The organism is Parabacteroides sp. AF18-52 (genome assembly GCF_003479145.1).
Taxonomy (GTDB): Bacteria; Bacteroidota; Bacteroidia; order Bacteroidales; family Tannerellaceae; genus Parabacteroides; species Parabacteroides faecis.
In genome coordinates, this window is the sequence record NZ_QUGR01000030.1 from 1 (window position 1) to 23192 (window position 23192).

The 23192-nt window shown below is 47.2% G+C and carries 22 protein-coding genes; 15 read left to right on the forward strand and 7 right to left on the reverse strand.

The annotated features are described in order from the left end of the window. The first annotated feature begins 191 nt into the window (after positions 1–191). From DWX23_RS24365 to DWX23_RS25240, 7 genes are all read left to right on the forward strand, one after another. A complete protein-coding gene (locus DWX23_RS24365) occupies positions 192–1349 on the forward strand; it encodes a HAMP domain-containing sensor histidine kinase (RefSeq protein WP_122376421.1) in 1158 nt (385 codons plus the stop codon). An 88-nt stretch (positions 1350–1437) separates the two neighbouring features. Next, on the forward strand, positions 1438–2022 hold the full coding sequence (locus DWX23_RS24370) for a DUF177 domain-containing protein (protein ID WP_122354166.1): 585 nt from the start codon (positions 1438–1440) through the stop codon (positions 2020–2022). Positions 2023–2034: 12 nt separating this feature from the next. Continuing rightward, positions 2035–2220, forward strand: a complete 186-nt coding sequence (gene rpmF, locus DWX23_RS24375) for a 50S ribosomal protein L32 (RefSeq protein ID WP_122354167.1) — start codon at positions 2035–2037, stop codon at positions 2218–2220. A gap of 106 nt (positions 2221–2326) precedes the next feature. Next, positions 2327–3331, forward strand: coding sequence for a beta-ketoacyl-ACP synthase III (locus DWX23_RS24380; RefSeq protein WP_122376422.1), 1005 nt, complete (start codon positions 2327–2329; stop codon positions 3329–3331). Further along, the gene (gene era / locus DWX23_RS24385) at positions 3315–4205 is read left to right on the forward strand and encodes a GTPase Era (RefSeq protein ID WP_122354169.1); all 891 of its coding nucleotides are present in this window, start codon (positions 3315–3317) and stop codon (positions 4203–4205) included. Before DWX23_RS24380 ends, era begins: the two co-directional genes overlap by 17 nt. A 24-nt stretch (positions 4206–4229) precedes the next feature. Continuing rightward, on the forward strand, positions 4230–5543 hold the full coding sequence (gene der, locus DWX23_RS24390; RefSeq protein ID WP_122354170.1) for a ribosome biogenesis GTPase Der: 1314 nt from the start codon (positions 4230–4232) through the stop codon (positions 5541–5543). A gap of 203 nt (positions 5544–5746) precedes the next feature. Further along, on the forward strand, positions 5747–6493 hold the full coding sequence (locus DWX23_RS25240; RefSeq protein WP_233587773.1) for a hypothetical protein: 747 nt from the start codon (positions 5747–5749) through the stop codon (positions 6491–6493). Between the two features lie 160 nt (positions 6494–6653). On the opposite strand, the gene DWX23_RS24405 is transcribed toward DWX23_RS25240, so the two are convergent. The 4 genes from DWX23_RS24405 to DWX23_RS24420 all read right to left on the reverse strand — a co-directional run bounded on the left by DWX23_RS24405 (position 6654) and on the right by DWX23_RS24420 (position 11461). Next, positions 6654–7124, reverse strand: a complete 471-nt coding sequence (locus DWX23_RS24405) for a hypothetical protein (protein ID WP_122354182.1) — start codon at positions 7122–7124, stop codon at positions 6654–6656. A 427-nt stretch (positions 7125–7551) separates the two neighbouring features. Further along, a complete protein-coding gene (locus tag DWX23_RS24410; protein WP_122376423.1) occupies positions 7552–9315 on the reverse strand; it encodes a DUF4091 domain-containing protein in 1764 nt (587 codons plus the stop codon). Between the two features lie 238 nt (positions 9316–9553). After that, positions 9554–10624, reverse strand: coding sequence for a TIGR04133 family radical SAM/SPASM protein (locus tag DWX23_RS24415; protein WP_122376424.1), 1071 nt, complete (start codon positions 10622–10624; stop codon positions 9554–9556). Positions 10625–10642: 18 nt separating this feature from the next. After that, a complete protein-coding gene (locus tag DWX23_RS24420; protein ID WP_122376425.1) occupies positions 10643–11461 on the reverse strand; it encodes a radical SAM-associated putative lipoprotein in 819 nt (272 codons plus the stop codon). 113 nt (positions 11462–11574) lie between these two features. Between DWX23_RS24420 and DWX23_RS24425 the strand changes: the two genes are divergently transcribed. Then, positions 11575–13422 (forward strand): ABC transporter ATP-binding protein, encoded by a 1848-nt coding sequence (locus DWX23_RS24425; protein WP_122376426.1) that lies wholly within the window; start codon positions 11575–11577, stop codon positions 13420–13422. Between the two features lie 73 nt (positions 13423–13495). Continuing rightward, positions 13496–15925, forward strand: coding sequence for a glycoside hydrolase N-terminal domain-containing protein (locus DWX23_RS24430; RefSeq protein ID WP_199673387.1), 2430 nt, complete (start codon positions 13496–13498; stop codon positions 15923–15925). On the opposite strand, the gene DWX23_RS24435 is transcribed toward DWX23_RS24430, so the two are convergent. Next, the gene (locus tag DWX23_RS24435; RefSeq protein WP_122376428.1) at positions 15922–17019 is read right to left on the reverse strand and encodes a porin; all 1098 of its coding nucleotides are present in this window, start codon (positions 17017–17019) and stop codon (positions 15922–15924) included. The two genes, DWX23_RS24430 and DWX23_RS24435, sit on opposite strands and share 4 nt — an antisense overlap. A 359-nt stretch (positions 17020–17378) precedes the next feature. On the opposite strand from DWX23_RS24435, the gene DWX23_RS24445 reads away from it, so the two are divergent. Next, positions 17379–18614, forward strand: a complete 1236-nt coding sequence (locus tag DWX23_RS24445) for a site-specific integrase (protein WP_004291422.1) — start codon at positions 17379–17381, stop codon at positions 18612–18614. 11 nt (positions 18615–18625) lie between these two features. Further along, positions 18626–18988 carry a hypothetical protein gene (locus tag DWX23_RS24450; RefSeq protein WP_004291423.1) on the forward strand — a complete coding sequence of 121 codons (363 nt, stop codon included), beginning with the start codon at positions 18626–18628 and terminating at the stop codon, positions 18986–18988. A 77-nt stretch (positions 18989–19065) separates the two neighbouring features. On the opposite strand, the gene DWX23_RS24455 is transcribed toward DWX23_RS24450, so the two are convergent. Beyond that, positions 19066–19371 (reverse strand): helix-turn-helix domain-containing protein, encoded by a 306-nt coding sequence (locus DWX23_RS24455; protein ID WP_004291424.1) that lies wholly within the window; start codon positions 19369–19371, stop codon positions 19066–19068. Between the two features lie 31 nt (positions 19372–19402). Further along, positions 19403–19702, reverse strand: coding sequence for a helix-turn-helix domain-containing protein (locus DWX23_RS24460; RefSeq protein ID WP_004291426.1), 300 nt, complete (start codon positions 19700–19702; stop codon positions 19403–19405). Positions 19703–19903: 201 nt separating this feature from the next. Between DWX23_RS24460 and DWX23_RS24470 the strand changes: the two genes are divergently transcribed. The 4 genes from DWX23_RS24470 to DWX23_RS24485 all read left to right on the forward strand — a co-directional run. Then, positions 19904–20266, forward strand: a complete 363-nt coding sequence (locus tag DWX23_RS24470) for a helix-turn-helix domain-containing protein (RefSeq protein ID WP_004304264.1) — start codon at positions 19904–19906, stop codon at positions 20264–20266. Between the two features lie 3 nt (positions 20267–20269). Beyond that, on the forward strand, positions 20270–20620 hold the full coding sequence (locus tag DWX23_RS24475) for a helix-turn-helix domain-containing protein (protein WP_004291454.1): 351 nt from the start codon (positions 20270–20272) through the stop codon (positions 20618–20620). A 20-nt stretch (positions 20621–20640) separates the two neighbouring features. Continuing rightward, on the forward strand, positions 20641–22212 hold the full coding sequence (locus DWX23_RS24480; RefSeq protein ID WP_004291455.1) for a DUF3945 domain-containing protein: 1572 nt from the start codon (positions 20641–20643) through the stop codon (positions 22210–22212). Positions 22213–22272: 60 nt separating this feature from the next. Further along, positions 22273–23192: DNA topoisomerase (locus tag DWX23_RS24485; protein WP_233587775.1), on the forward strand; the 920-nt coding region annotated here is incomplete at its 3' end.

The window sequence follows — 23192 nt, forward strand, 5'->3', positions numbered from 1 at the left end:
GGAGAGTAGATAGCCGCCGTTTTAGTAAGCGAGAGCTGAAAGGTAGAAGGAGTTCATTCCAAAGAGTGGACTCCTTTTTGCATTTATCATAGGTTCACTTTTTTCTAAAATTGAATCTTTATTCTTCTTTCTTTTTATAATAATGTATCCTATTTTCCGTTCTAATATACATTGAGCATGAATTTTAGATTATGAGCAGTATATATGATTCCCGGCAACGGCTGAAATATCTTTTTATCTTAATTGCCACATTGATTGCGATCGTATCTGTGTTCGTTTCTGATAAACTTGTGAAGAGTTTGGCACAGGAAGAACGCCAGAAGGTTGAGATTTGGGCAGAAGCGCAACGTATGATCGCTTCTGAAACGAATGGGTCGAATATGGCTCTTATCCTGAAAATTCTGGAGAGTAATACGACTATCCCGGTTCTTTGGTGTAATGAAAAGGATAGTGTCATCGCAGAGAAGAATATCGAACTTCCCGAAAAGGAGGTCGACCAGTTTCTCAAAAATAAGGTACGTGAATTAAAGAGTAAGAATCCTCCCATTCTGATCGATATGCAGGATGGAACTTTCCAGTATCTGTATTATGATGATTCCATTATCCTGAAAAGGCTTCTTATTTATCCTTATGCCCAGTTGACAGTTGTATTCATATTTATCCTGATCGCTTTCCTTGCTCTTGCCAGCACGAAGAAAGCCGAACAAAATAAAGTATGGGTCGGACTATCCAAGGAAACAGCCCACCAGCTCGGAACCCCTATATCTTCGCTGATCGCGTGGGTGGAATATCTCCGTACCAAAGAAATAGATCCGTCGTTGCTCAGTGAGATGGAAAAAGACGTGAAGCGTTTGGAGATGATTGCAGAACGTTTCTCAAAGATCGGATCCAATCCGGACCCAATGCCTGTCAATATCAGTAATTCGATCTGTACGGCTTTAAATTACATGGAAACGCGCATTTCTTCCAAAGTAAAGATATATACTCATCTTCCGGAAAAACCGGTATTGGTTTTAATGAACGATTCTTTATTTGCCTGGGTGATTGAGAACCTGACAAAAAATGCAGTGGATGCTATGGAAGGACAGGGTGAAATCACTTTCCAGGTAGAAGAACGCGATAAGACGGTACGTATCGACATTACGGATTCAGGTAAAGGCATTCCCAAATCAAAATACAAAACAGTCTTCAATCCGGGCTATACGACCAAGAAACGCGGATGGGGGCTCGGGCTGTCTTTGGTTAAGCGTATCATTGAATCTTATCATGGAGGTAAGATATTCGTTAAGAACTCGGAAGTCGGAAAAGGTACGACATTTCGTATAGAGCTTCGGAAATATAGAGGCTAATTCATTCGATAATAAAAAATAACTGTAAAGGTATTGCATTTGTGTTTAGTTTTTTCGTACCTTTGCAAGGTTTTTACACTAAAAGGCTTTGGGAAAATTTAAATTATATAATGTAGATTTGAAAAATCTCGCTCCAGGAGTACACGAATTCGAGTATTTACTGGAGAACAAGTTTTTTGTGGACATTGACGGAGATGAAGTCCAGAAGGGCAAAGTCAAGGTTCACCTGACGGTGAAACGTACGTCAGTGGCTTTTGAAATGAACTTTCAGATTGAAGGTGTAGCAATCGTTCCGTGCGACAGATGTCTGGACGACATGGAGATTCCGGTTGATACCCATAATCGCTTGGTAGTGAAGTTCGGTAAAGAATATGCCGAAGAGAGCGACGAAGTGGTAGTAATACCCGAAGAGGAAGGTGCCATAAATCTGGCATGGTTCCTTTATGAGTTTATTGCATTGGCAGTACCGATGAAGCATGTACATGCTCCGGGCAAATGCAATAAGACTATGTCGACGAAGCTGAAGAAGCACACTGCTAAAAGTACAGATGACGGAGATGATGATTACGAAGAAGAAGAAGTGGACGATATTTCCATGGATGATGACGTAAGCGGTAATTCTGATCCTCGCTGGGATGCCCTGAAAGGTTTAATAGAGAATGATAACAATTAAATAAATTAAAACATGGCACATCCTAAAAGAAGACAAGGTAAGACAAGAACAGCCAAGAGAAGAACTCATGACAAGGCTGTCACTCCAACAATGGCTATTTGCCCGAACTGCGGCGCATGGCATATTTATCACACTGTATGCGGCGAATGCGGCTACTACAGAGGTAAATTAGCTATCGAAAAAGAAGCAGCTGTGTAAGTTTGTCACGAACATAACAGGTTCTGATAAACGAAAGAAATAGCCCTAAAAGTATTTTTAGGGCTAATTTTTTAATTGGGATATAGTCTCTATTATTTTTTAAGTTATGGATAAATTAAATGCGGTTATAACAGGTGTAGGCGGATACGTTCCTGAAGATGTATTGACAAATGAGGATATCTCGAAGTTGGTCGATACGACGGATGAATGGATCATGACACGTGTTGGTATCAAAGAACGCCGAATTTTGAAAGGAGAGGGCGTAGGAACCTCTTACATGGGCATACGTGCTGTGAAGCAACTGCTTGAGAAAACGAATGTAAACCCGGAAGAGATAGAAGTGATTCTGACGGCTACTACGACAGCCGATCATCATTTCCCAACTACCTCTTCAATCATCGCTTACCATACGGGATGCAAGAATGCAATGACTTTCGATTTGCAGGGTGCTTGCGCAGGTTTTCTGTATGGTCTGGAAACAGGTGCAAACTATATTCGTTCGGGACGTTATAAGAAAGTAATTGTTGTTGCCGGTGATAAGATGACATCGATTACTAATTATGAAGATCGTTCGACTTGTCCTTTGTTTGGCGATGCTTGTGGTGCCGTCCTACTGGAACCGACAATGGAAGATGTCGGTGTTATCGATACGATCTTGCGTACGGATGGTACAGGCTATTCTCACCTGATCATGAAATCGGGTGGCTCGGCATATCCTTCCAGCCATGAAACTGTTGATAATCGTGAACATTTCGTTTTCCAGGATGGTAAATATGTATTTAAGTATGCTGTTTCTTATATGGCCGATGTGGCTGCTGAGATAGCAGAGAAAAATAACTTGACTCACGACGATATTACATGGATCGTACCTCATCAGGCCAATTTGCGCATCATCGATGCAACTGCAAAACGCTTGGGTGTGGATATGGAGAAGGTAATGATCAATATCCAGAAATACGGTAATACAAGTGCCGGAACAATTCCTATCTGCCTTTGGGAGTGGGAAGACAGGCTGAAGAAAGGGGATAACCTGATCCTGGCTGCATTCGGTGCCGGTTTTACCTGGGGTGCAATTTATCTTAAATGGGGTTATAATGGAAAACAAGCATAAGTCCGGCTTTGTTAATATTGTCGGTAATCCTAATGTAGGGAAGTCTACGCTGATGAACCGTCTGGTGGGGGAACGTATCTCCATCATCACATCGAAGGCTCAGACTACCCGCCATCGTATCATGGGGATTGTGAATACCGACGATATGCAGATCGTGTATTCAGACACGCCGGGAGTCCTGCATCCGAACTATAAGTTGCAGGAATCTATGCTGAATTTTTCGGAGTCGGCACTAGGTGATGCCGACGTGTTACTCTATGTGACCGATGTCGTTGAGACAATCGATAAAAATGAAGAGTTTCTTCAACGGGTAAAAACGGTAGAATGTCCGGTCCTGTTGCTGATCAATAAGATCGATACAAGTAATCAGGCCGAACTGGAAAAGCTGGTCGCCCATTGGAAAGAGATACTTCCGAAGGCAGAGATCATTCCGATCTCAGCGCTTTCGAACTTCAATATTGATTATGTGAAGCAACGGGTGGAGACTTTGATGCCCGAATCTCCCCCTTATTTTGAAAAAGACGCACTTACCGATAAACCGGCCCGCTTCTTTGTGACGGAGATCATTCGCGAGAAGATACTCCTGTACTATCAGAAGGAGATTCCGTATGCGGTGGAAGTCGTTGTAGAGCTGTTTAAGGAAGAAGAAGAAATGATTCACATCAAAGCGCTCATCATTGTGGAACGGGATTCCCAGAAAGGGATTATCATCGGGCATAAGGGACAGGCTCTGAAAAAGGTCGGAGCGATGGCCCGCAAGGATATTGAACGTTTCTTTGATAAGAAGGTATTCCTGGAAATGTTTGTCAAGGTAGAAAAAGACTGGCGTAACAGGGATAACATTCTGAAGAATTTTGGTTATCAGCTGGATTAATAACAGCGTACAGAAAGGAAATTTATGGGAAATATTGTAGCAATCGTTGGTAGGCCCAACGTAGGAAAGTCCACCCTGTTCAACCGTCTGACACAATCGCGTCAGGCTATCGTGAACGATGAAGCAGGGACTACCCGCGACCGTCAATACGGTAAAGTGGACTGGACCGGTAAAGAGTTTTCGCTGGTAGATACAGGCGGATGGGTAATTAACTCGGATGACGTTTTTGAAGAAGAGATAAACAAACAGGTACAGGTCGCACTCGATGAAGCAGATGTGATCTTGTTTGTCGTAGATGTATTGAACGGTATTACCGACCTGGATATTGAAGTGGCTAAGATTCTGCGCCGCAACAAGAAGCCGGTTATTGTTGTTGCTAATAAGGCAGACAATTTTGAGATGCACGCTGCTTCTGCGGAGTTCTATTCATTCGGTTTGGGTGATCCTTTCTGTGTATCGGCTATCAACGGTTCCAACTCGGGCGACCTGTTGGATAAGATCATTGAAACGCTTCCTGAAGACAAACCGGAGGAATTGGAAGAAGAACTGCCCCGTATTGCCATCATCGGCCGTCCGAATGCCGGCAAGTCTTCCCTGATCAATGCGTTTATCGGCGAAGAGCGTCATATCGTAACGGATATTGCCGGTACGACCCGCGATTCGATCTATACGAAATACAATAAATTCGGCCTGAATTTCTATTTGGTGGATACAGCCGGTATCCGTAAGAAAGGAAAAGTGAACGAAGATCTGGAATATTATTCTGTGATCCGTTCGATCCGTGCTATTGAAAATTCCGATGTTTGCATCTTGATGGTGGATGCCACCCGTGGTATCGAGAGTCAGGATCTGAATATATTTTCTTTGGTGCAGAAGAATAAAAAGGGTTTGGTTGTTTGTGTAAACAAATGGGACCTGGTGGAAGATAAGAGCCAGCAGGTGATCGACAGTTATACGAATGCCATCCGTGAGCGTTTGGCTCCGTTTACCGATTTCCCTATTCTGTTTATCTCGGCGTTGACCAAGCAGCGTATCCTGAAAGTGTTGGAAACAGCTAAAGAAGTCTACGACAACCGCCAGAAACGTATTCCTACAGCGAAATTGAATGAGGTCATGTTGCCGATCATCGAGAACTATCCGCCTCCTGCATGGAAAGGAAAGTATATCAAGATCAAATATATTACCCAATTGCCTGCCGGATCTGTTCCTTCGTTTGTTTTCTTTGCCAACCTGCCGCAATGGATCAAGGAACCTTATAAACGCTTCCTGGAGAACAAGATACGGGATAACTGGGATTTCACCGGGACACCGATCAATATTTTCATTCGTGAGAAATGATTTTTGATAGAAATAATTTTTTACAACATAAGAAAAGCCGTTTCCTCTTTCGGGGAAGCGGCTTTTTCATGAATAGGCTATATAACAATCGTAGGGATATGTTACAGATATAACTTTGAATGTTTATATTTACGCCTTATTAATGCGAATGACGTGCATCTGAAGAATATGAAGAGGCACTGTTGATCGATAAAACTAGTATTATGATAAAATTAGGAACCCATAACTCAATGACTTACCTGACGCCTATAGGCGCACTTCAGGTATTGGCTTGGCCTACTGGAAAATGCCAGGATCTGACTATCGAAGAACAATATGAATTTGGTGTCAGGCTTTTTGATCTGCGAATCCGTTTCGAGGACAAAGACACGCCTTATTTTGCACACGGATTTTTAGAGTTTCGCAAGAAAAAAGTGACGGACGTTCTTGACTTCTTAAACGGGAAGCGGGATTGTGTCGTTAATCTGGTAATGGAAAGTTTTGGTAAAGTGCAGGATACTCAGGATGCCTTTTTCGTTGATTTCTGCAAGATGTCCGAAGCCACCTATAAAGACATTACTTTTATTGGCGGATGGAGTAAATTCCCGGCGAGCGGACATTCTCTTTATACTTTTGCCCCCAAAGAGCGGATTCAAAAAAACGAAGTCTATAAGGTGTTTACTTTGTTGAATCAAGGGATCCAGGAAGGCAAGTCTGAGATCCAAAATCCTAGCGGTAACGGGAAGGATGTCCTGAAAAAGATCGTCGACGGAGGTGTTGAACTTCTGAAAAGCCCTGTGTTCTTTGCACAACAGAACAATCCGGAATACTGGAAGAACGTAAATGAAGATTCGTATACAATGATGGACTTTGTCCAGATCGGAGCTTCGGATGACTATCTGTCCAAATTGCCTGCATCATTGCAGGAGAGGATACGTCAACTGGCAAAGACCAGACCGAAGTTTGAATAGAGCTTTGTAAGAATAAAAAAGGTTGTAAGTGAAAGGATATTTCCGTTTCTTACAACCTTTTTTGGGGTAGTTAGGAAAAGAATATATTATCTTTTATTCGATTTCCGGAAACTGGTTTACACCGTTAAAAAATGTTTCCCGGATTTCCGGAAGGCGACTTTCACTTATTGGAGTCTTCTTTTTCTTTGGAAAATTGTTTCAAAAGATATTCCACATTTATATAATGACGGGTATATTCTGCATGCATCTTTCTTATAACCGAACTGGCAGACGCCATTTGGGCAAGGAATTGTAGATGTTTACCCAGAGAAACATTCATCTCTAATCTTTCTTTTTTGGGGATAGAATCCTGCACTGAACAGATTCCGCAGGCCGTTTGTATTTCCAGCATGCCTTCGTCCCATGCATGTTGCGTGTATTTACATAATATTCCGAGGTTTCTCTTCAACTCTTTACGGAGTATGTTCAATACTTCGAATTCATTGCGATGAGGGGAACATGCGCTCGGATTAATCAGACGGGCCAGTTTGAGGTAAAAATCTTTTAGTTCCTCTTCGGAAAGGGGAGAGGGGTTTCCACTTAGCTTTTGCAAGTCTTCACTTTGTTGGACAGTTAAAAAATCTGTTTCCATACCTATTAATATTAGATGTGAAGGCGAATATTTTCTGAATATAAGAGCGGTTCCGCCTGTCCCGTTGCATTTCATCATTCCTTAGAAGACAGTAGATGCATTGACATTCTACACGGGGGTACGGAACCGCCATATAGAATGGTCGCAGGCGGGCATAAAAATGCCCGCTACGAAAATAGGCGGGATTTCCCGTCTCTAAGGATTTAATGAAATGCACGACAAATATACGGTAATAATTAAAGCCTGCAATGAAATAGATGTAATCTTTATCAGAAAAATTTATGCTTTTATCTCATAGGGCTTTTGGCTTTTTAGAATATCTCCGGCTTTTTCCGAATATAATAGGATATATATTTCTTAAATAAAAAGCCGGTGCGTTAACCCTAATGACACACCGGCTTCTCATTATTTTTTGAGGAATAATTTATCAATACGAATTCAGCACCTTGTTCAATTCGTTCACCATTTCCGTAGCCGACTTTTGTGTTTCAGCCAACCCTTCCGGGGTAAACATGGCAACAGTCTTGTTCAATTTTTCCAGTTTGCCGCCTTTCAACTCTTCGCGGAGGATACGGATCTTTTCTGCATCCTGAAGACCTTCTACCAGGCGTTCGAAACGGATACTGCTGCGAGGACCCGGATAGATACTGTACGTATCGCCGGCAGCCCAGGTACGGAAGCGGGAGTCGCGCAACGGATCTTTTGTCCAGCTGTTGACAGCCCAGCGCAGATAACCGTCGTAACCTCCGGCAACAGCGTGCAGGATTGTCCACGGAGCTTCTGCCGGCTCAGAGAAGGTAAATGTATTCGGGAAAGCCTCCGAGCAGCAAGTGTAAACGGTACTGATCTGGCCTTTGCGGTCGCGTTCAGCTTTTACGTCTTCCGGGAATTTGTGGCCGTAGGGGATACTCAGGTAATACAGGTCGCCTTGTATCTCTTTATGATAGTTTCCAGCCAGCGTGATCTTAAATTCAGGGTCAGCTTGCTTGATCACCTTGATGGCTTCTTGCATGGCTTCCAACGGACGTTCATCCATAGAAATCGCAGTCTTTTCAAACCAGCCTTTTGCACGCAGGTGGCGGGAGAAATCTTTCAGGAAAGAACCCCAGTAGTCGGCGTAAGCTGCATCACCCGGTTTGGCTTCGATGAACTGGATGCGGTTGGTTGCCTGGTCGTAATAGTCGAAGCTGAGCGCCCACGGGATCATCGTATAGCAGCTGATCAGATCCTTAATACCCACTTCGTTCATCATAAATTCGACCCATTTATCGAAGACCGTATAATCGTATTCCCATGTGCCGTCGATCTTTTTCATGCGGAATACCATACTGTCGAAATGATCTTCCGTCTGTCCGGCCCACGGTTTGTGCATGATACTGGTCGTGATGGCACGTTGTCCGGCGTTAGCCAGCATCTTCATGATCGGAAGCATTGCATCGAAATGTTCCTTGCTCCAGAGAGGCACGTTGTAGAAACGGGCAACGGAGTATGGGTTTTGCCACAAATCCAGATGGAATTTCCAGTCCTGCGGTTCAGGCAAGGTACGGTTCAGGACGTCTATTTCAACCTGCAGGTTCATCGGCTGGAAGTTTTTACCTGAAACGGTCAGCGTTCCTTTATATTTTCCGGGACGTGCATCCGACGGTACCCATACATTCATCCAGATAGGTTGTGTCGTACGGGCCTTGATGTCGTGCATTTTTACGATATCAAGCACGTCGGCAACAATCGAAGAATCCCATTCTGCTTTATTTTCACGGTGTCCGCAGCCGCCGTTACGTTCTTTATTCAATTCGTCGGTCATGACGTAGCGTACGAAATTGGTTGTGACGGCAGAGGCCGGGATGACTGACGAGCCGTTCTTCAGCTCACTGACTGTGATGGTCGCATCCGACAGGTCGTTGGTAGTCCATAGAACAGCCTGTGCATTCACCCGTTCCCCTTTCCAGGCTTTTGTCTGCCAGCGGGAATTTTTAGTAACGGTCGGGATGCTGAGTTTCGGATAACGTACATCCGTACTTGCCCAGCTTAGTTGCGTAGGTGTGGTTATTTTATTCCAGACAGCCTCACTATCGTGTGGCTTGGTGTCGGTTAGTTCGGTGTAATCGGTGGTAACTTTATAATCCGATTGCTGCGCGTAACAGACCGGGCCTAGCGTTAGCAGGGCACAAAGGATAAGCGAGTTTTTCATGTATAAATGTTTTAGAAGTTTATTCGGGGGATAAAGATAGGAAAAAGATGGGATATTGTACCAAAGGCTATTGCTGCAAAATTATTTATTTCGGTTTTTGTCTGAAATAGACCCCCCTTTTCCAGTTGACAAGTGACAGTTGACAGATGACAGTTTTTTCGGCTTTCAGCCGACTTAATTTACCGAGCGCGAAGCCTAACTGTCAACTGTCACTTGTCAACTGTCAACTGGAAAAAGTTTACTTGATCCTGTTATAATGGCAAAACAGCAGGTTGCCGTCATCATCATATAAGTGCATGCCGTTACCTTCACAGTATCTGTACATTTTGCAGTCGGCACACTGGCCTTTGCGGGTCCATTTGCGGTTACGGTAAGGCTTGAACTCATTGTTCCAGATGTCGATGAATTTGTCTTTGTAGATATTTCCCTGATGGAAGTTGGCACGGATACTCGGACAACCGGAAATGGAACCATCCGCCAGAACCGATGCTGTGCTGATACCTGCGTTGCATTGGAAGATCGAATCGCGTACTTCCGCTTCGTAGTTTCCGAGAAAACCTTCACATCCGTAGCTGACCTGTATCTTTCCTTCTTTCCGGCAGTAACGGATGAAGTTGAGCAGCCAGGTAAACTGTTCGTTGTCCAGTTGCAACTCTGCTTCTTCGGCGGCACGTCCGACCGGGAAGATCGTAAATAGCCGCCATTGCTTAACTCCCATTTCAACCAGGAACTCCTTGAAAAGTTTCAGGTCCTTGAAATTTTTCTGATTGACGCAGGTTACGACATCCCAGATGATTTCCTTTTCTTCCGCCAGCATGCAGATGGCATTGACTGCATTTTCGAAGCTTTTCGGGTGACGGCGCAACCAGTTGTGTGCTTCTTCAAAGCCGTCGAGGCTGATTGTTGCCGAATGAAGTCCGGAAGCCAATAACGAATCGAGCCGTTCGCGGGTCAGCAACAGGCCGTTTGAAACGATTCCCCAGGGATAACCCCGGCGGTAAAGTTCCATCCCGCAGGTCTCGATATCTTTGCGCACCAGCGCTTCGCCTCCGGTAAAGATAACCAACACCTTATTCGGTTCCACGAAGGGGGTGATATCATCCACTACTTTCAGAAAATCCTCCATCGGCATATCCTTCATGCCTGCCGATACATGGCAATCGCTGCCGCAATGACGGCAGGATGCATTGCATCGAAGCGTACATTCCCAAAAGAGCGTGCGTAGTTCGTGTAATTTGGCTTTGTTCCTCCTGATGCTTCGGGCGAGTTCCAGAGCGATGCGCTTACGAAATCCGGGGCGTTTGTCCATCCTTATCGTTTTTAGTTACTATTTCTTTTTCAGAGTGAAGTTTACTTCTTTTGATCCTTTTCCGATCAACATCCCTTTACCCCCTGACAATTCAATTTCTGCAAAGTTAATAATTTCTGATTTCATTTCATAGGAATTCCCGTATCCTTCTAAAGGCGATGTTTCGATCGTGTATTCTTCTATCGCCTCCAGGTCGCATGTGAAACTGTACATGCCATATTCGTTTGTAATAGCCAGATATTTTGAAGCATTGCCAGGGACATTCGGCAGCAGGGAGGGGGTAGTGCTGATGACTATGGCACCCATCGGATGACCTTCGTCGTTTGTGACCTGTCCATGGATCGTATAAAAAGCATGGGGCGCCTTATGTGTGTCGACATATCGGTCGAGCGTTATTTCCGTTTCCTGCGAAGCGGCTCCTTCATACCAGGTGCCTCCTCCTTTAAAATCTGCATTTCTGAATGAGACGAAAGAGGTCTTGGTGACGAACTGGCCGCCGTTATCTTCTTCATCGATATCTCTGGAAATCAGTTGGAAGGTATTTCTCGGAAAATCTCCTCTTTTCCACTGAAATTTCCCGTCTGAATCGGTGTAAAGCGTATCTTTCTGCATCCATCCGTTTTCAGGGATAGAATCGCTGATCTCTATTTGTATGTTCGCGATCGGGTAGCCTTGGTTGTCTACCACTTTCCCTTTGATCTCATAATCGGCGTAAGGAGAGCCGTATTCGCAAGTTCCCCCTTTATCGCAGGCTGCCAGTGAGAAACCCAGTAATGTGAGAAGTCCTGCCAGAAGTTTATTCATACTGATCAGGAACAATTGTTTTGCTTTATCCATAATAATGTTGTTTGTGTAGTGTTATATCTAATAGATGCAAAGATCGTAATAAACGTTGCACCACCTGTTTTTTATGAGTAACTTGCGCGCCGAATCCAATCGACTAAATAAACATGAAAGATTTTCTACGCATATTAAGGCGTTTTGTACCTCCTTATAAGAAGTATATGGTGTTGAATATTGTATTCAACATATTGTCTGCCATACTGAATCTTTTCTCTTTCGCACTGATCATTCCTATTTTGAATATATTGTTCAAGCTGAATGATGATGTGTATTCTTACAAAGCCTGGGTCTTTGATCCCTGGACATGGGAAAGCTGGAAAGGTACTCCCGAATTGATAAAAAACAATTTCTTTTGGTTCGTCAGCGACCTGATCGAAAAGGAAGGCGGTTCGTTTACTTTGATCGTTTTGGGAGCCTTCCTTATTATCTCCACTTTTTTGAAGGTGGGTACTATGTACATGGCTTTTTTTACAATGATTCCTATCCGTACAGGGGTTGTCCGTGATATTCGTAACCAGATCAATAAGAAAATAACCGAACTGCCGTTAGGTTTTTTCTCGGAAGAACGTAAGGGAGACATCATCGCCCGTGTGTCCGGTGATGTGAATGAAGTGGAAGCATCCATCATGAGTTCTTTGGATATGTTGTTCAAGAATCCGATTCTGATCATCATCTATCTGATCGGTATGATCGTGATCAGTTGGCAACTGACGATCTTCGTCCTGATACTCCTGCCGGTAGCCGGTTATATCATGGGACAGGTTGGAAAGAAGCTGAAACGCAAATCGTTGGAAGGACAGCAGATGTGGGGTGGCCTGATGAGCCAGATAGAAGAAACGTTGGGTGGCTTACGCATTATTAAAGCATTTAATGCCGAGAAGAAGATACAGACCCGTTTTGAGAACAGCAACGATCAGTTCCGCCGTATGACTAACCGTATCTATCGCCGCCAGCAGATGGCGCATCCGATGAGTGAGTTCCTGGGGACAGCAACGATTGCCATTGTGCTTTGGTATGGAGGTACTCTTATTCTTAGTAACAACAGTTCGATTGACGCATCTACTTTTATTTATTATCTGGTGATCTTCTACAGTATAATCAATCCGGCAAAAGATTTAAGCAAATCGGTTTATGCCATCCAAAAAGGGTTAGCTTCTATGGAACGTATCGATAAGATATTGAAAGCTGAAAGTGATATCAACGACCCGGTTCATCCTCAAAAGATTGCACTGCAAAAAGAAATACGATATAATAATGTCTGGTTTAAATATCAGCATGACTGGATCATAAAAGGCGTTGACCTGGAAATCCCCAAAGGGAAAACAGTTGCTCTGGTAGGCCAGTCCGGTTCCGGTAAAAGTACGCTGGTGGATCTGTTACCCCGTTTTTATGATGTGGAAAAGGGAAGCATTACCATCGACGGTACGGATATCCGTGATGCATCCCTGTATGACCTGCGTGGTCTGATGGGGAACGTGAACCAGGAAGCGATCCTGTTTAACGATACTTTCTTCAATAACATCTCTTTCGGTGTGGAAGGTGCGACACCGGAGCAGGTTCAGGAAGCTGCCCGTATTGCAAATGCCCACGAGTTTATCATGGCAAGTGAAGAAGGATATAACACAAATATCGGTGACCGCGGAGGAAAACTGTCCGGCGGACAACGGCAGCGTATCAGTATTGCCCGTGCTATATTGAAGAACCCACCGATACTGATCCTCGATGAAGCAACTTCAGCATTGGATACGGAGTCGGAACGCCTTGTCCAGGAAGCTCTGGAGAACCTGATGCGTAACCGTACCACTATCGTTATCGCCCACCGTCTTTCTACGATCCGTAATGCGGACGAAATATGCGTGATGCATGAGGGAGAGATCGTGGAACGCGGACGCCATGAAGAACTGTTGAATTTGAATGGGTATTATAAGAGACTGTGTGATATGCAGAGTTTCTGATACCGGATTAGAATAATTATTTTTATTTTATAATACTATGAACTCAATTCGATTAAAGGAGATAGGGCGGAAGATGATTCGTCCTTCTGTTGCCGTCTTATTGGTCTTACTGACAGCCTGCGATATGCCGGAAATGAAAACAGCCAACAAGATTGCTTATCATTTTGATGAACCTGCCCGTATCTGGGAGGAAACACTACCATTGGGAAACGGCCGTTTGGGAATGATGCCTGACGGCGGGGTCGACAAGGAGAACATTCTGTTGAATGAAATATCCATGTGGTCGGGAAGTAAACAGGATACGGATAATCCGCAAGCTGTATGGTCACTGGCGAACATACGTCGTCTGCTCTTTGAAGGAAAGAATGACGAAGCACAGGACCTGATGTATCGTACTTTTGTTTGTAAAGGTGCGGGTAGCGGTCAGGGGCAAGGTGCCAATGTACCGTATGGCAGTTATCAGTTGCTGGGAAATCTCGTTCTGGATTATATCTATGTTGGTGATTCGGATTCGGTGGCTGCTTACCGGAGGGAACTGAATCTGAATGATGCGATCGCTTCAACTTCATTCCGTAAAGGAAAAGTGAACTACAGCCGTGAATCGTTTACCTCTTTTTCCGGAGATCTGGGGGTGGTACATCTGGTGGCGGATGCTGATAAGGCGCTTAATTTCACGGTAGGTATGAACCGTCCCGAGCATTATGCATTGTCGGTCGACGGCAAAGACTTGCTGATGAAAGGCCAGTTGCCCGACGGTGTGGATACATTGGAGATGAAAGGTACCAAATATGCGGCACGTGTACGTGTCGTCCTGCCGAAAGGAGGCTCGCTTATCCCCGGGGATAGTTCGCTGACTGTTCAGAATGCTTCCGAGGCTATTCTTCTGGTAAGCATGGCTACCAATTATAAGAATGAAGGATTCGAGGATCAGATATTCTCGCTGTTGGCTGAATCGGAAAGAAAAGATTATCCGACTTTAAGAAAAGAGCATGTGAATGCCTACCGTTCCTTGTTTGACCGGGTCGAACTGGATCTGGGACGTTCCGAAAGGGACGATATGCCGATCGATGAACGTTTGCAGGCTTTCCAGCAAGACCGGAACGATCCCTCATTGGGTGCCCTTTATTTCCAGTTCGGACGTTATCTGTTGATCTCTTCGACCCGTACCGGTTCGTTACCTCCCAATCTTCAGGGATTGTGGTGTAATACGATCAATACCCCCTGGAACGGAGATTATCATTTGAATATCAACTTTCAGATGAATCATTGGCCTGCAGAAGTGGCCAACCTTTCCGAACTGCATCTTCCGATGACGGAATGGATCAAACAACAGGTAGAAAGTGGAGAGCGTACGGCGAAAGTCTTTTATAATGCCCGTGGATGGGTGACTCATATCCTGGGAAATGTATGGGAATTTACGGCTCCGGGCGAGCATCCTTCGTGGGGGGCGACCAATACCTCTGCTGCGTGGCTTTGTGAACATCTGTTCACCCATTATCAATACACACTGGATAAAGAATATCTGAAAGAAGTATATCCGGTAATGAAAGGGGCGGCCCTGTTTTTTACGGATATGTTGGTACGTGATCCCCGAAGTAATTATTTGGTAACGGCTCCTACTACTTCGCCGGAAAATGCTTATCGCATGCCGAACGGCAAAGTGGTGCATATCTGTGCCGGATCGACAATGGATAACCAGATCGTTCGCGAGTTATTTACCAATACGATTCAAGCCGCCAACATTCTCGGTGTCGATTCTGCTTTTTGTCAGGAGCTGGCTGATAAACGTTCCCGTTTGATGCCGACTACGATCGGTAAAGATGGCCGTATCATGGAATGGCTGGAACAATTTGAAGAGGTAGAACCTCATCATCGCCATGTCTCTCATCTGTATGGCCTGTATCCGGGAAATGAAATTTCGATGGAGCATACACCTGAACTGGCTGAAGCAGCCCGTAAGACCTTGGAGGCCCGTGGTGATAAAAGCACCGGTTGGTCGATGGCCTGGAAGATCAATTTCTGGGCACGCCTGCATGATGGCGACCATGCTTATAAATTGCTGGTAGACCTGCTTCGTCCTTGTGTGGAGAAGGGGACGAACATGGTGAACGGAGGCGGTTCTTATCCGAACCTGTTCTGTGCGCATCCACCTTTCCAGATCGATGGTAATTATGGCGGTTGTGCCGGTATTGCCGAAATGTTGATACAGAGCCAGACCGGAAATATAGAGTTGCTTCCTGCTTTACCGTCTGCCTGGAAGACCGGTAGTTTTAAAGGCTTAAAGGTACAAGGTGGCGGCGAAGTTTCAGCTAAATGGGCGGAAGGTCAACTGACAGAAGCCGGATTGAAAGCAACTGTACCGGGAACATTCCGGATCAAGCTTCCCGCTCAATCGGCAAATCTGAGTATCAAAATGAATCAGAATCCGGCATCCCTCCCTGTTATCGACGGTATGCTGACAGTAGATATGAAGGCAGGGGATTCGTTGTTATTACAGTTCTAGAATAAAGGTATTTTATATATAAACCCGATGGAAAGGCGTCCGGTGTTCTCGACAGAGGCATCGAGCGCCTTTGCTCTTTCTGTCAGACTGTAAGCTCGTCCGGTTCCGGTAATGAAAAGATGGAGATTATCGTCGCCCAGCGGGTAGAACTCGACACCTCCCTGATATCCCCAGGAAGTACGGTATTTGCCGGATTCGAATAGGTTGTTCGTTTTGTAGACAGAGGCTGTTTCATACATCCCTTTTACAAAAAGATTCCATTTTGGATGTATTTGATAGTTTAGTCGGGCTACCAGGGATAGATAGCCGGTATTGGCAATTTCGGCTCCCGATTCTTCATCTTCCGGTTCAAACTGTTCTGCTAACAATCCCAGAGGATCCATTTTCCCCCGTGTATACATGATGTCGAAATATCCGAGAAATTTACCGGCTTCTACCTGTTGTCCGCCCCAGACCATCCACATCCAGTTTCCTTTTGCTTGTTGTCCGGCGGTCACCGAATAGCGAAGCGATAACATTTCGTCCAGATAACTGCTGTTCCATCCCAGATTATAGAATGAAGGAGATTTGCTACGGTTCTCGTTGCCGTTAGTCACTTGCAAACAGATTTCCTGTGTTTCGACGGGTTCATAACTGACTCCGATTCCGGTAAAATAACAATCCATCCAGTCGTTCATATCGCTGTAGTCATAAATCCGGTAAGGATACTCGTCATATTCAAATCCTCCCCAGGCAGCATCCTGTTTCCCGGCTGTCACGGAAAACTTCTCCGATAACTGGAAATTTATCCAGGCATTCTCTATATAGGAACCGAATCCGTTTGCCCGTACCCATTCATTCCGGTAACAAAGAACCTGCCGGTAAGCATAAGAAAGCCAGGGAGTAACGGCTCCTGTCGCTTCCACTTTAAGATCATTCAGCAGAAAACGGTCCCGTTCCGCTTCTCCGGAAAGAGCTTCGTTGTAAGATCCATGTGTTTCCAGAAATAATTTGAAAACTTCCGTATTGTTCGGGATCAATGTTTTTTGAGAAGAAGCGGTAAAAGTAGTCCCTGCCAGAAAGGCGGACAGGCAAAGTACCAGTAGTCGTTTCATGAATCTTTTTTCTGTTTGTTGATTTTCTTCGCAAAGTTACTACAAAAAAGTGAAATGCGGAAAGATATAGTGATAGAATTGAGTTACAAGGGTTTTGGTTGAAGTGGCGATAATCCGTGAAGCCATTACAATCCCTGCCGAAGCCAAATCCTGACGCCGCTACGTTACTTGTTCGTAACCATGCCCGAAAATGCGACAAACGGGTACGAATAGCGAAACAAGGCTCTAAGGAATAGTGAGTTATCCATAACTCATGCGAAAAATCAGGTTACGGAAAAAGATTGCGCCGTTCCTCCCCGTTTTGCGTACCAACACCGGACTCTTCACCAACTAATTTTGAAACCCAAAAATTAAGGACAATGAAGAGTACATTTTCAGTAATCTACTACCTCAAGCGTCAGGTAGTGAAAAAGGACGGGACAGTTCCCGTCATGGGACGCATCACGGTGGACGGCAGCCAGACACAGTTCAGCTGCAAACTGACTGTCGATCCGAAACTGTGGGACACCAAAGGTGGACGTGTCACGGGCAGAAGCACGGCGGCACTCGAAACGAACCGTATGCTTGACAAGATGCGGGTACGCATCAACAGGCATTATCAGGAAATCATGGAGCGTGACAACTTCGTCACGGCGGAGAAGGTGAAGAACGCCTTTCTCGGACTGGAACACCGCTACCACACGCTGATGCAGGTGTTCCGCCAGCACAACGAGGACTACGAGAAGCAGGTGGAGGCAGGCATGAAAGCCAAAGGCACGCTGCTGAAGTACCGCACCGTTTACAAGCACATGCAAGAGTTCCTCGACATCCGCTACCATGTGAAGGACATCGCCCTAAAAGAGCTTACCCCGGCTTTCATCTCCGACTTCGAGATGTTCCTGCGCACGGACAAGCACTGCTGCACCAATACCGTGTGGCTGTACGTCTGCCCGTTACGGACGATGGTATTCATCGCCATCAACAACGAGTGGCTGACGCGCGACCCGTTCCGCGAGTATGAAATCAAGAAGGAGGAAACAACACGCAGTTTCCTGACCAAAGATGAGATCCGCCTGCTGATGGAGGGGAAACTGAAAAACGCCAAACAGGAATTGTACCGCGACCTCTACCTGTTCTGCGCCTTCACGGGGCTGTCGTTCGCGGATATGCGCAACCTTACGGAAGAGAATATCCGCACCTACTTCGACGAACACGAGTGGATAAACATCAACCGCCAGAAAACGGGCGTGGTGTCCAACATCCGCCTGCTCGACATCGCCAACCGCATAATCGGCAAATACCGGGGACTGTGCGGGGACGGCAGGATATTTCCCGTTCCGCATTATAACACGTGCCTTGCCGGTATCCGTGCCGTCGCCAAGCGTTGCGGCATCACCAAGCATATCACGTGGCATCAGAGCCGCCACACGGCAGCCACGACGATATTCCTCTCCAACGGTGTTCCCATCGAAACGGTCAGCTCCATGCTCGGACACAAGAGCATAAAGACGACGCAGATTTACGCAAAGATAACCAAAGAGAAGCTCAATCAGGACATGGAGAACCTTGCCGCAAGATTGAACGGCGTCGAGGAATTTGCAGGTTGCACCATCTAAAAAGAAAAGCCATGAAACGTGACACAATCATCATCGAGGACAAGGCAGTCAGCGTAACCGGTAACGACGTGTGGATGACCGCCACCGAAATAGCCGGATTGTTCCATACGACCGTCCCGGCAGTGAACGCCGCCATCAGAGCCGTCCGCAAGTCGGACGTGCTGAACGACTACGAGGTGTGCCGCTACATGCAGCTTGAAAACGGGCTGCACGCGGACGTGTACGCCCTTGAAATCATCATCCCGGTCGCTTTCAGGGTGAATACCTACAACACCCACCTGTTCCGCACATGGCTGGTGGGAAAGGCACTCTCACAAGAGAAACGGCAGACATACGTGATGTTCATACAGAACGGAAAAGCCGGGTATTGCTGATTGCACATACCCCATAAGACAAGTAAACGGGTAGCACCACAAAAGGTGTCACCCGTTTACTTTTTCATGAAACCGCCTCACTCCAGCGGCTTGCGGTAGTTCGCTTCCAGTACCCCGCGCAGCCCCGTTTCCGGGTAAAGCACCTTCCCTCCCAAAAGTATGAAGGGCAACACGCGGTTGTTGCGGTATTCCTGCAAGGTGCGCCGGCTCACACGGAGCAGTTCCGACACCTCGCCGTCCGTCAGGTAACGTTCCCCGTCCAGCGGAGGACGGTAGCTTTCCAGAAATGCGGACAGCCATTTCGAGCCTTTGCGCATATCCTGCACCACAGAGGCTATCGGCTCGTCTTCCATCGTAAAAACATCGTTGTTCTCGTTCATCATAACTTCGGATTCAGTGGGTGAATAAATCAAATCATCTGCCGTGCGGATAGAGCGTGCCGACAAGCGGTATCAGCCGCTTCACCTCCTCTGGCTTGTAATAGAACCTGCGGTTTATCTGCGAGTAGCCGATAAGCCGCCTGTCACGCAGCGTCTGCAACGTGCGCGGGCTTATTCTCAACTGCCCGCAGACCTCCTCGCCCGTGAGCCATCTTTCCATGCGCCCCGTGTCGCTTTTGCGCCTCAGGGCGGCGACCTTCTCCGAGAGTGCGCCGAATGCCGCCACCATCATCTCGAAAGTCTTTTTCTCGATAGATACTATTTCCATATTCATGTCATTTAGAGTTTGCCGCAAAGGTAACGAAACGGCATACAAGACGTATCGTTTTCCGCTGAAAGGCTGCCTGTTGCGCCGTTTGACCGGGTTACGGAGCCATCTTCCGCAAAAATCTTACGTGAGTCACGTAGTGAGTTGTTAAAGCCCCTTTTGTTTATTGCCGAATTTTGTCGCAGAAACAAAAAGAAAGGACTGAACATGAAAGTGATAACAATGGAAAGTTCCGCCTACAAGGAGATGATGGCGCAGATTGCGAACATCGCAGGGTACATCCGCGAGGCAAGGGACGAGAAGAAACGGAAGCGGGAAACCGAAGACAAGCTGCTTGACACGGCACAGGCGGCGAAGATGCTCAACGTGAGCAAGCGCACCATGCAGCGTATGCGCACCGACCACCGTATCGAGTATGTGGTGGTACGCGGAAGCTGCCGCTACCGCCTTTCCGAGATACTGCGGCTATTGGAGGACAACACAGTAAGGAACGAGGAAGGGACAATAGACACCCTGTTCCACAACCACACGCTGCGCACGGGCGGCAAACCAAAAGGAAGGAGGACATAGGTCATGGAACTGCTCACACGAAACAACTTCGAGGGCTGGATGCAGAAGCTGATGGAACGGCTCGACCGTCAGGACGAACTGCTGCTGGCGATGAAGGCTGAGGGGAAACAGCCCACTATCACGGAAAGCATCCGCCTTTTCGACAATCAGGATTTGTGCATGTTGCTCCAGATAAGCAAACGCACCCTCCAACGCTACCGCAGCGTAGGCGCATTGCCCTACAAGACGCTGGGCAAGAAGACCTATTACAGCGAGGAGGACGTGCTGACATTCCTTTCCAACCATATCAAGGACTTCAAAAAGGAAGATATAGCCTTCTACAAGGCTCGTATCCATAATTTCTTTCATAAATAACCCATTAAAACATTTTTCAGATGGCAAAGAAAAAAGACGAAAAGGACGTGCTGGTAGTCCGTGACGAGAAGACAGGCGAGATCAGCGTGGTAGCCGGGCTGAACGCGGACGGCACACCCAAGCGCACCCCCGCAAAAGCGGAGAACGCGCAGAGTTTCCTGCAATTCGACCGACATGGCGACGTGCTGGACAACTTCTTCAAGAACTTCTTCCGGCAGTGCAAGGAACCCAGCCGCTTCGGTTTCTACCGCATTGCGGCAGACCAAGCTGAAAATCTCTTAGAGGTGATGAAGCAACTGCTGAAAGACCCCGAAGCGAACAAGGAGCTGCTCGCCCCTCACAAGGTGGACACCTCCGACTATGAGAAGAAGGTGCAGGAAGAGATGGCAGCACAACAGACAGAGAAACAAGAACCTCAAAAACAGGAGAACATGGAACAACGGAAAGAACAGCAACAGGACAAATCCGAACAGATGCAGGGCAAACGTGGCTACCAGCCCATCGACGAGAGTAAAATCAACTGGCAGGAGCTGGAGGACAGATGGGGCGTAAAGCGGGACAACCTTGAAAAGTCCGGCGACCTTACGAAGATGCTCAACTATGGCAAGTCCGACTTGGTAAAGGTCAAACCGACCTTCGGCGGCGAATCATTCGAGCTGGACGCCCGCCTCTCCTTCAAGAAGGACGGTGAGGGAAACATCAGCCTCGTGCCGCACTTCATCCGCAAGGAGCAGAAGCTGGATGAGTACAAGGAACACAAATTCTCCGACAATGACCGGAAGAACCTCCGCGAAACGGGCAATCTCGGTAGGGTCGTGGACATTGTGGACAGGGAAACGGGCGAGATCATCCCCTCCTACATCAGCATCGACCGCAAGACGAATGAAATCACGGACATTCCGGCAAGCAGGGTGCGCATCCCGGAGCGCATCGGCAAGACGGAAATCACCACGCAGGAGCGGGACATGCTCCGCGCCGGACTGCCCGTACGCGACAAGCTCATCGAGCGCAACGACGGCAGAAAGTTCGTCACCACCCTGCAAGTGAACGTGGAGCAGCGCGGCGTGGAGTTCGTGCCGGGAACCGGCAAGTCGCCCCGTACCGCACAGACACAGGAAACCAAAGGCGACACATCGAAAAGTCAGGCGCAGGGCGGGGAAAATGCCGCACAGACCAAGAAGGAGCAACGCCGCAACACGTGGACGAACGAGGACGGCAGCATCCGCCCCATCAGCAAATGGAGCGGCGTGAGCTTCACCGACCAGCAGAAAGCCGACTATGTGGCGGGTAAAGCCGTGAAGCTGGAGAACGTGACCGACAAGCAGGGCTTCCATGCCACGATGTATATCAAGTTCAACCCGGAGAAGGGACGCCCGTACCGCTACGACACGAACCCTGACAATGCACAGCAGGTTGCTCCGTCCAACGAGAGCCGCACGCAGGTGGCGGTGAACAACGATGGCAAGACCAACGAGGCTACAAAGAATCTGAGAGAGCCGTTGCAGAAAGGTCAGACCAACCCGAAGGACGCCCGCCAGCAACAGCAGCAGGAGAAGCCGCAGAAGAAAACGGGCAAGGGCATGAAAATGTAATCCCGTGTCCGCCACTGAATCCAAAATAAAATCCAAAGTATCAACAAAAAAGAAGAAGACATGAAGACAATCATTGCAGAAAAGCCCTCCGTGGCACGTGAAATCGCCCGCATCGTGGGCGCGACAAAGAGAGAGGAAGGATATTTCGAGGGAGGCGGTTATGCCGTGACATGGGCATTCGGACACCTCGTTCAGCTTGCCATGCCCGACGGCTACGGCGTGCGCGGATTTGTCCGTGACAACCTCCCGATTATTCCCGACACATTCACGCTCGTCCCCCGTCAGGTCAGGACGGAGAAAGGTTACAAGCCCGACAGCGGCGTGGTGTCGCAGATAAAAGTCATCAAAAGACTGTTCGACACAAGCGAACATATCATCGTGGCGACCGATGCCGGACGCGAGGGAGAGCTTATCTTCCGCTACCTCTACCACTATACGGGTTGCACCACTCCTTTCGTGCGCCTGTGGATCAGCTCTCTCACCGACAAAGCTATCCGCGAGGGACTGCGGAAACTCGAAGACGGCAGCAAATACGACAACCTCTACCTCGCCGCCAAAGCGCGGAGCGAATCCGACTGGCTCGTGGGCATCAACGGCACACAGGCGTTATCCATCGCCGCCGGACACGGCACGTATTCCGTGGGGCGGGTGCAGACACCAACGTTGGCTATGGTATGTGAACGCTACTGGGAGAACCGCCGCTTTACGTCCGAAGCATTCTGGCAGCTCCATATCGCAACGGACGGTTGCGACGGCGAAGTCGTGAAATTCTCATCCTCCGAGAAATGGAAAGAGAAAGAACCGGCGATGGAACTATATAATAAGGTAAAGGCGGCAGGTTGCGCCACTGTCACGAAAGCCGAGCGCAAGGAGAAGACGGAGGAAACTCCCTTGCTCTACGACCTGACCACGCTCCAGAAAGAAGCCAACGCCAAGCACGGCTTCACGGCGGAACAGACGCTTGAAATCGCGCAGAAACT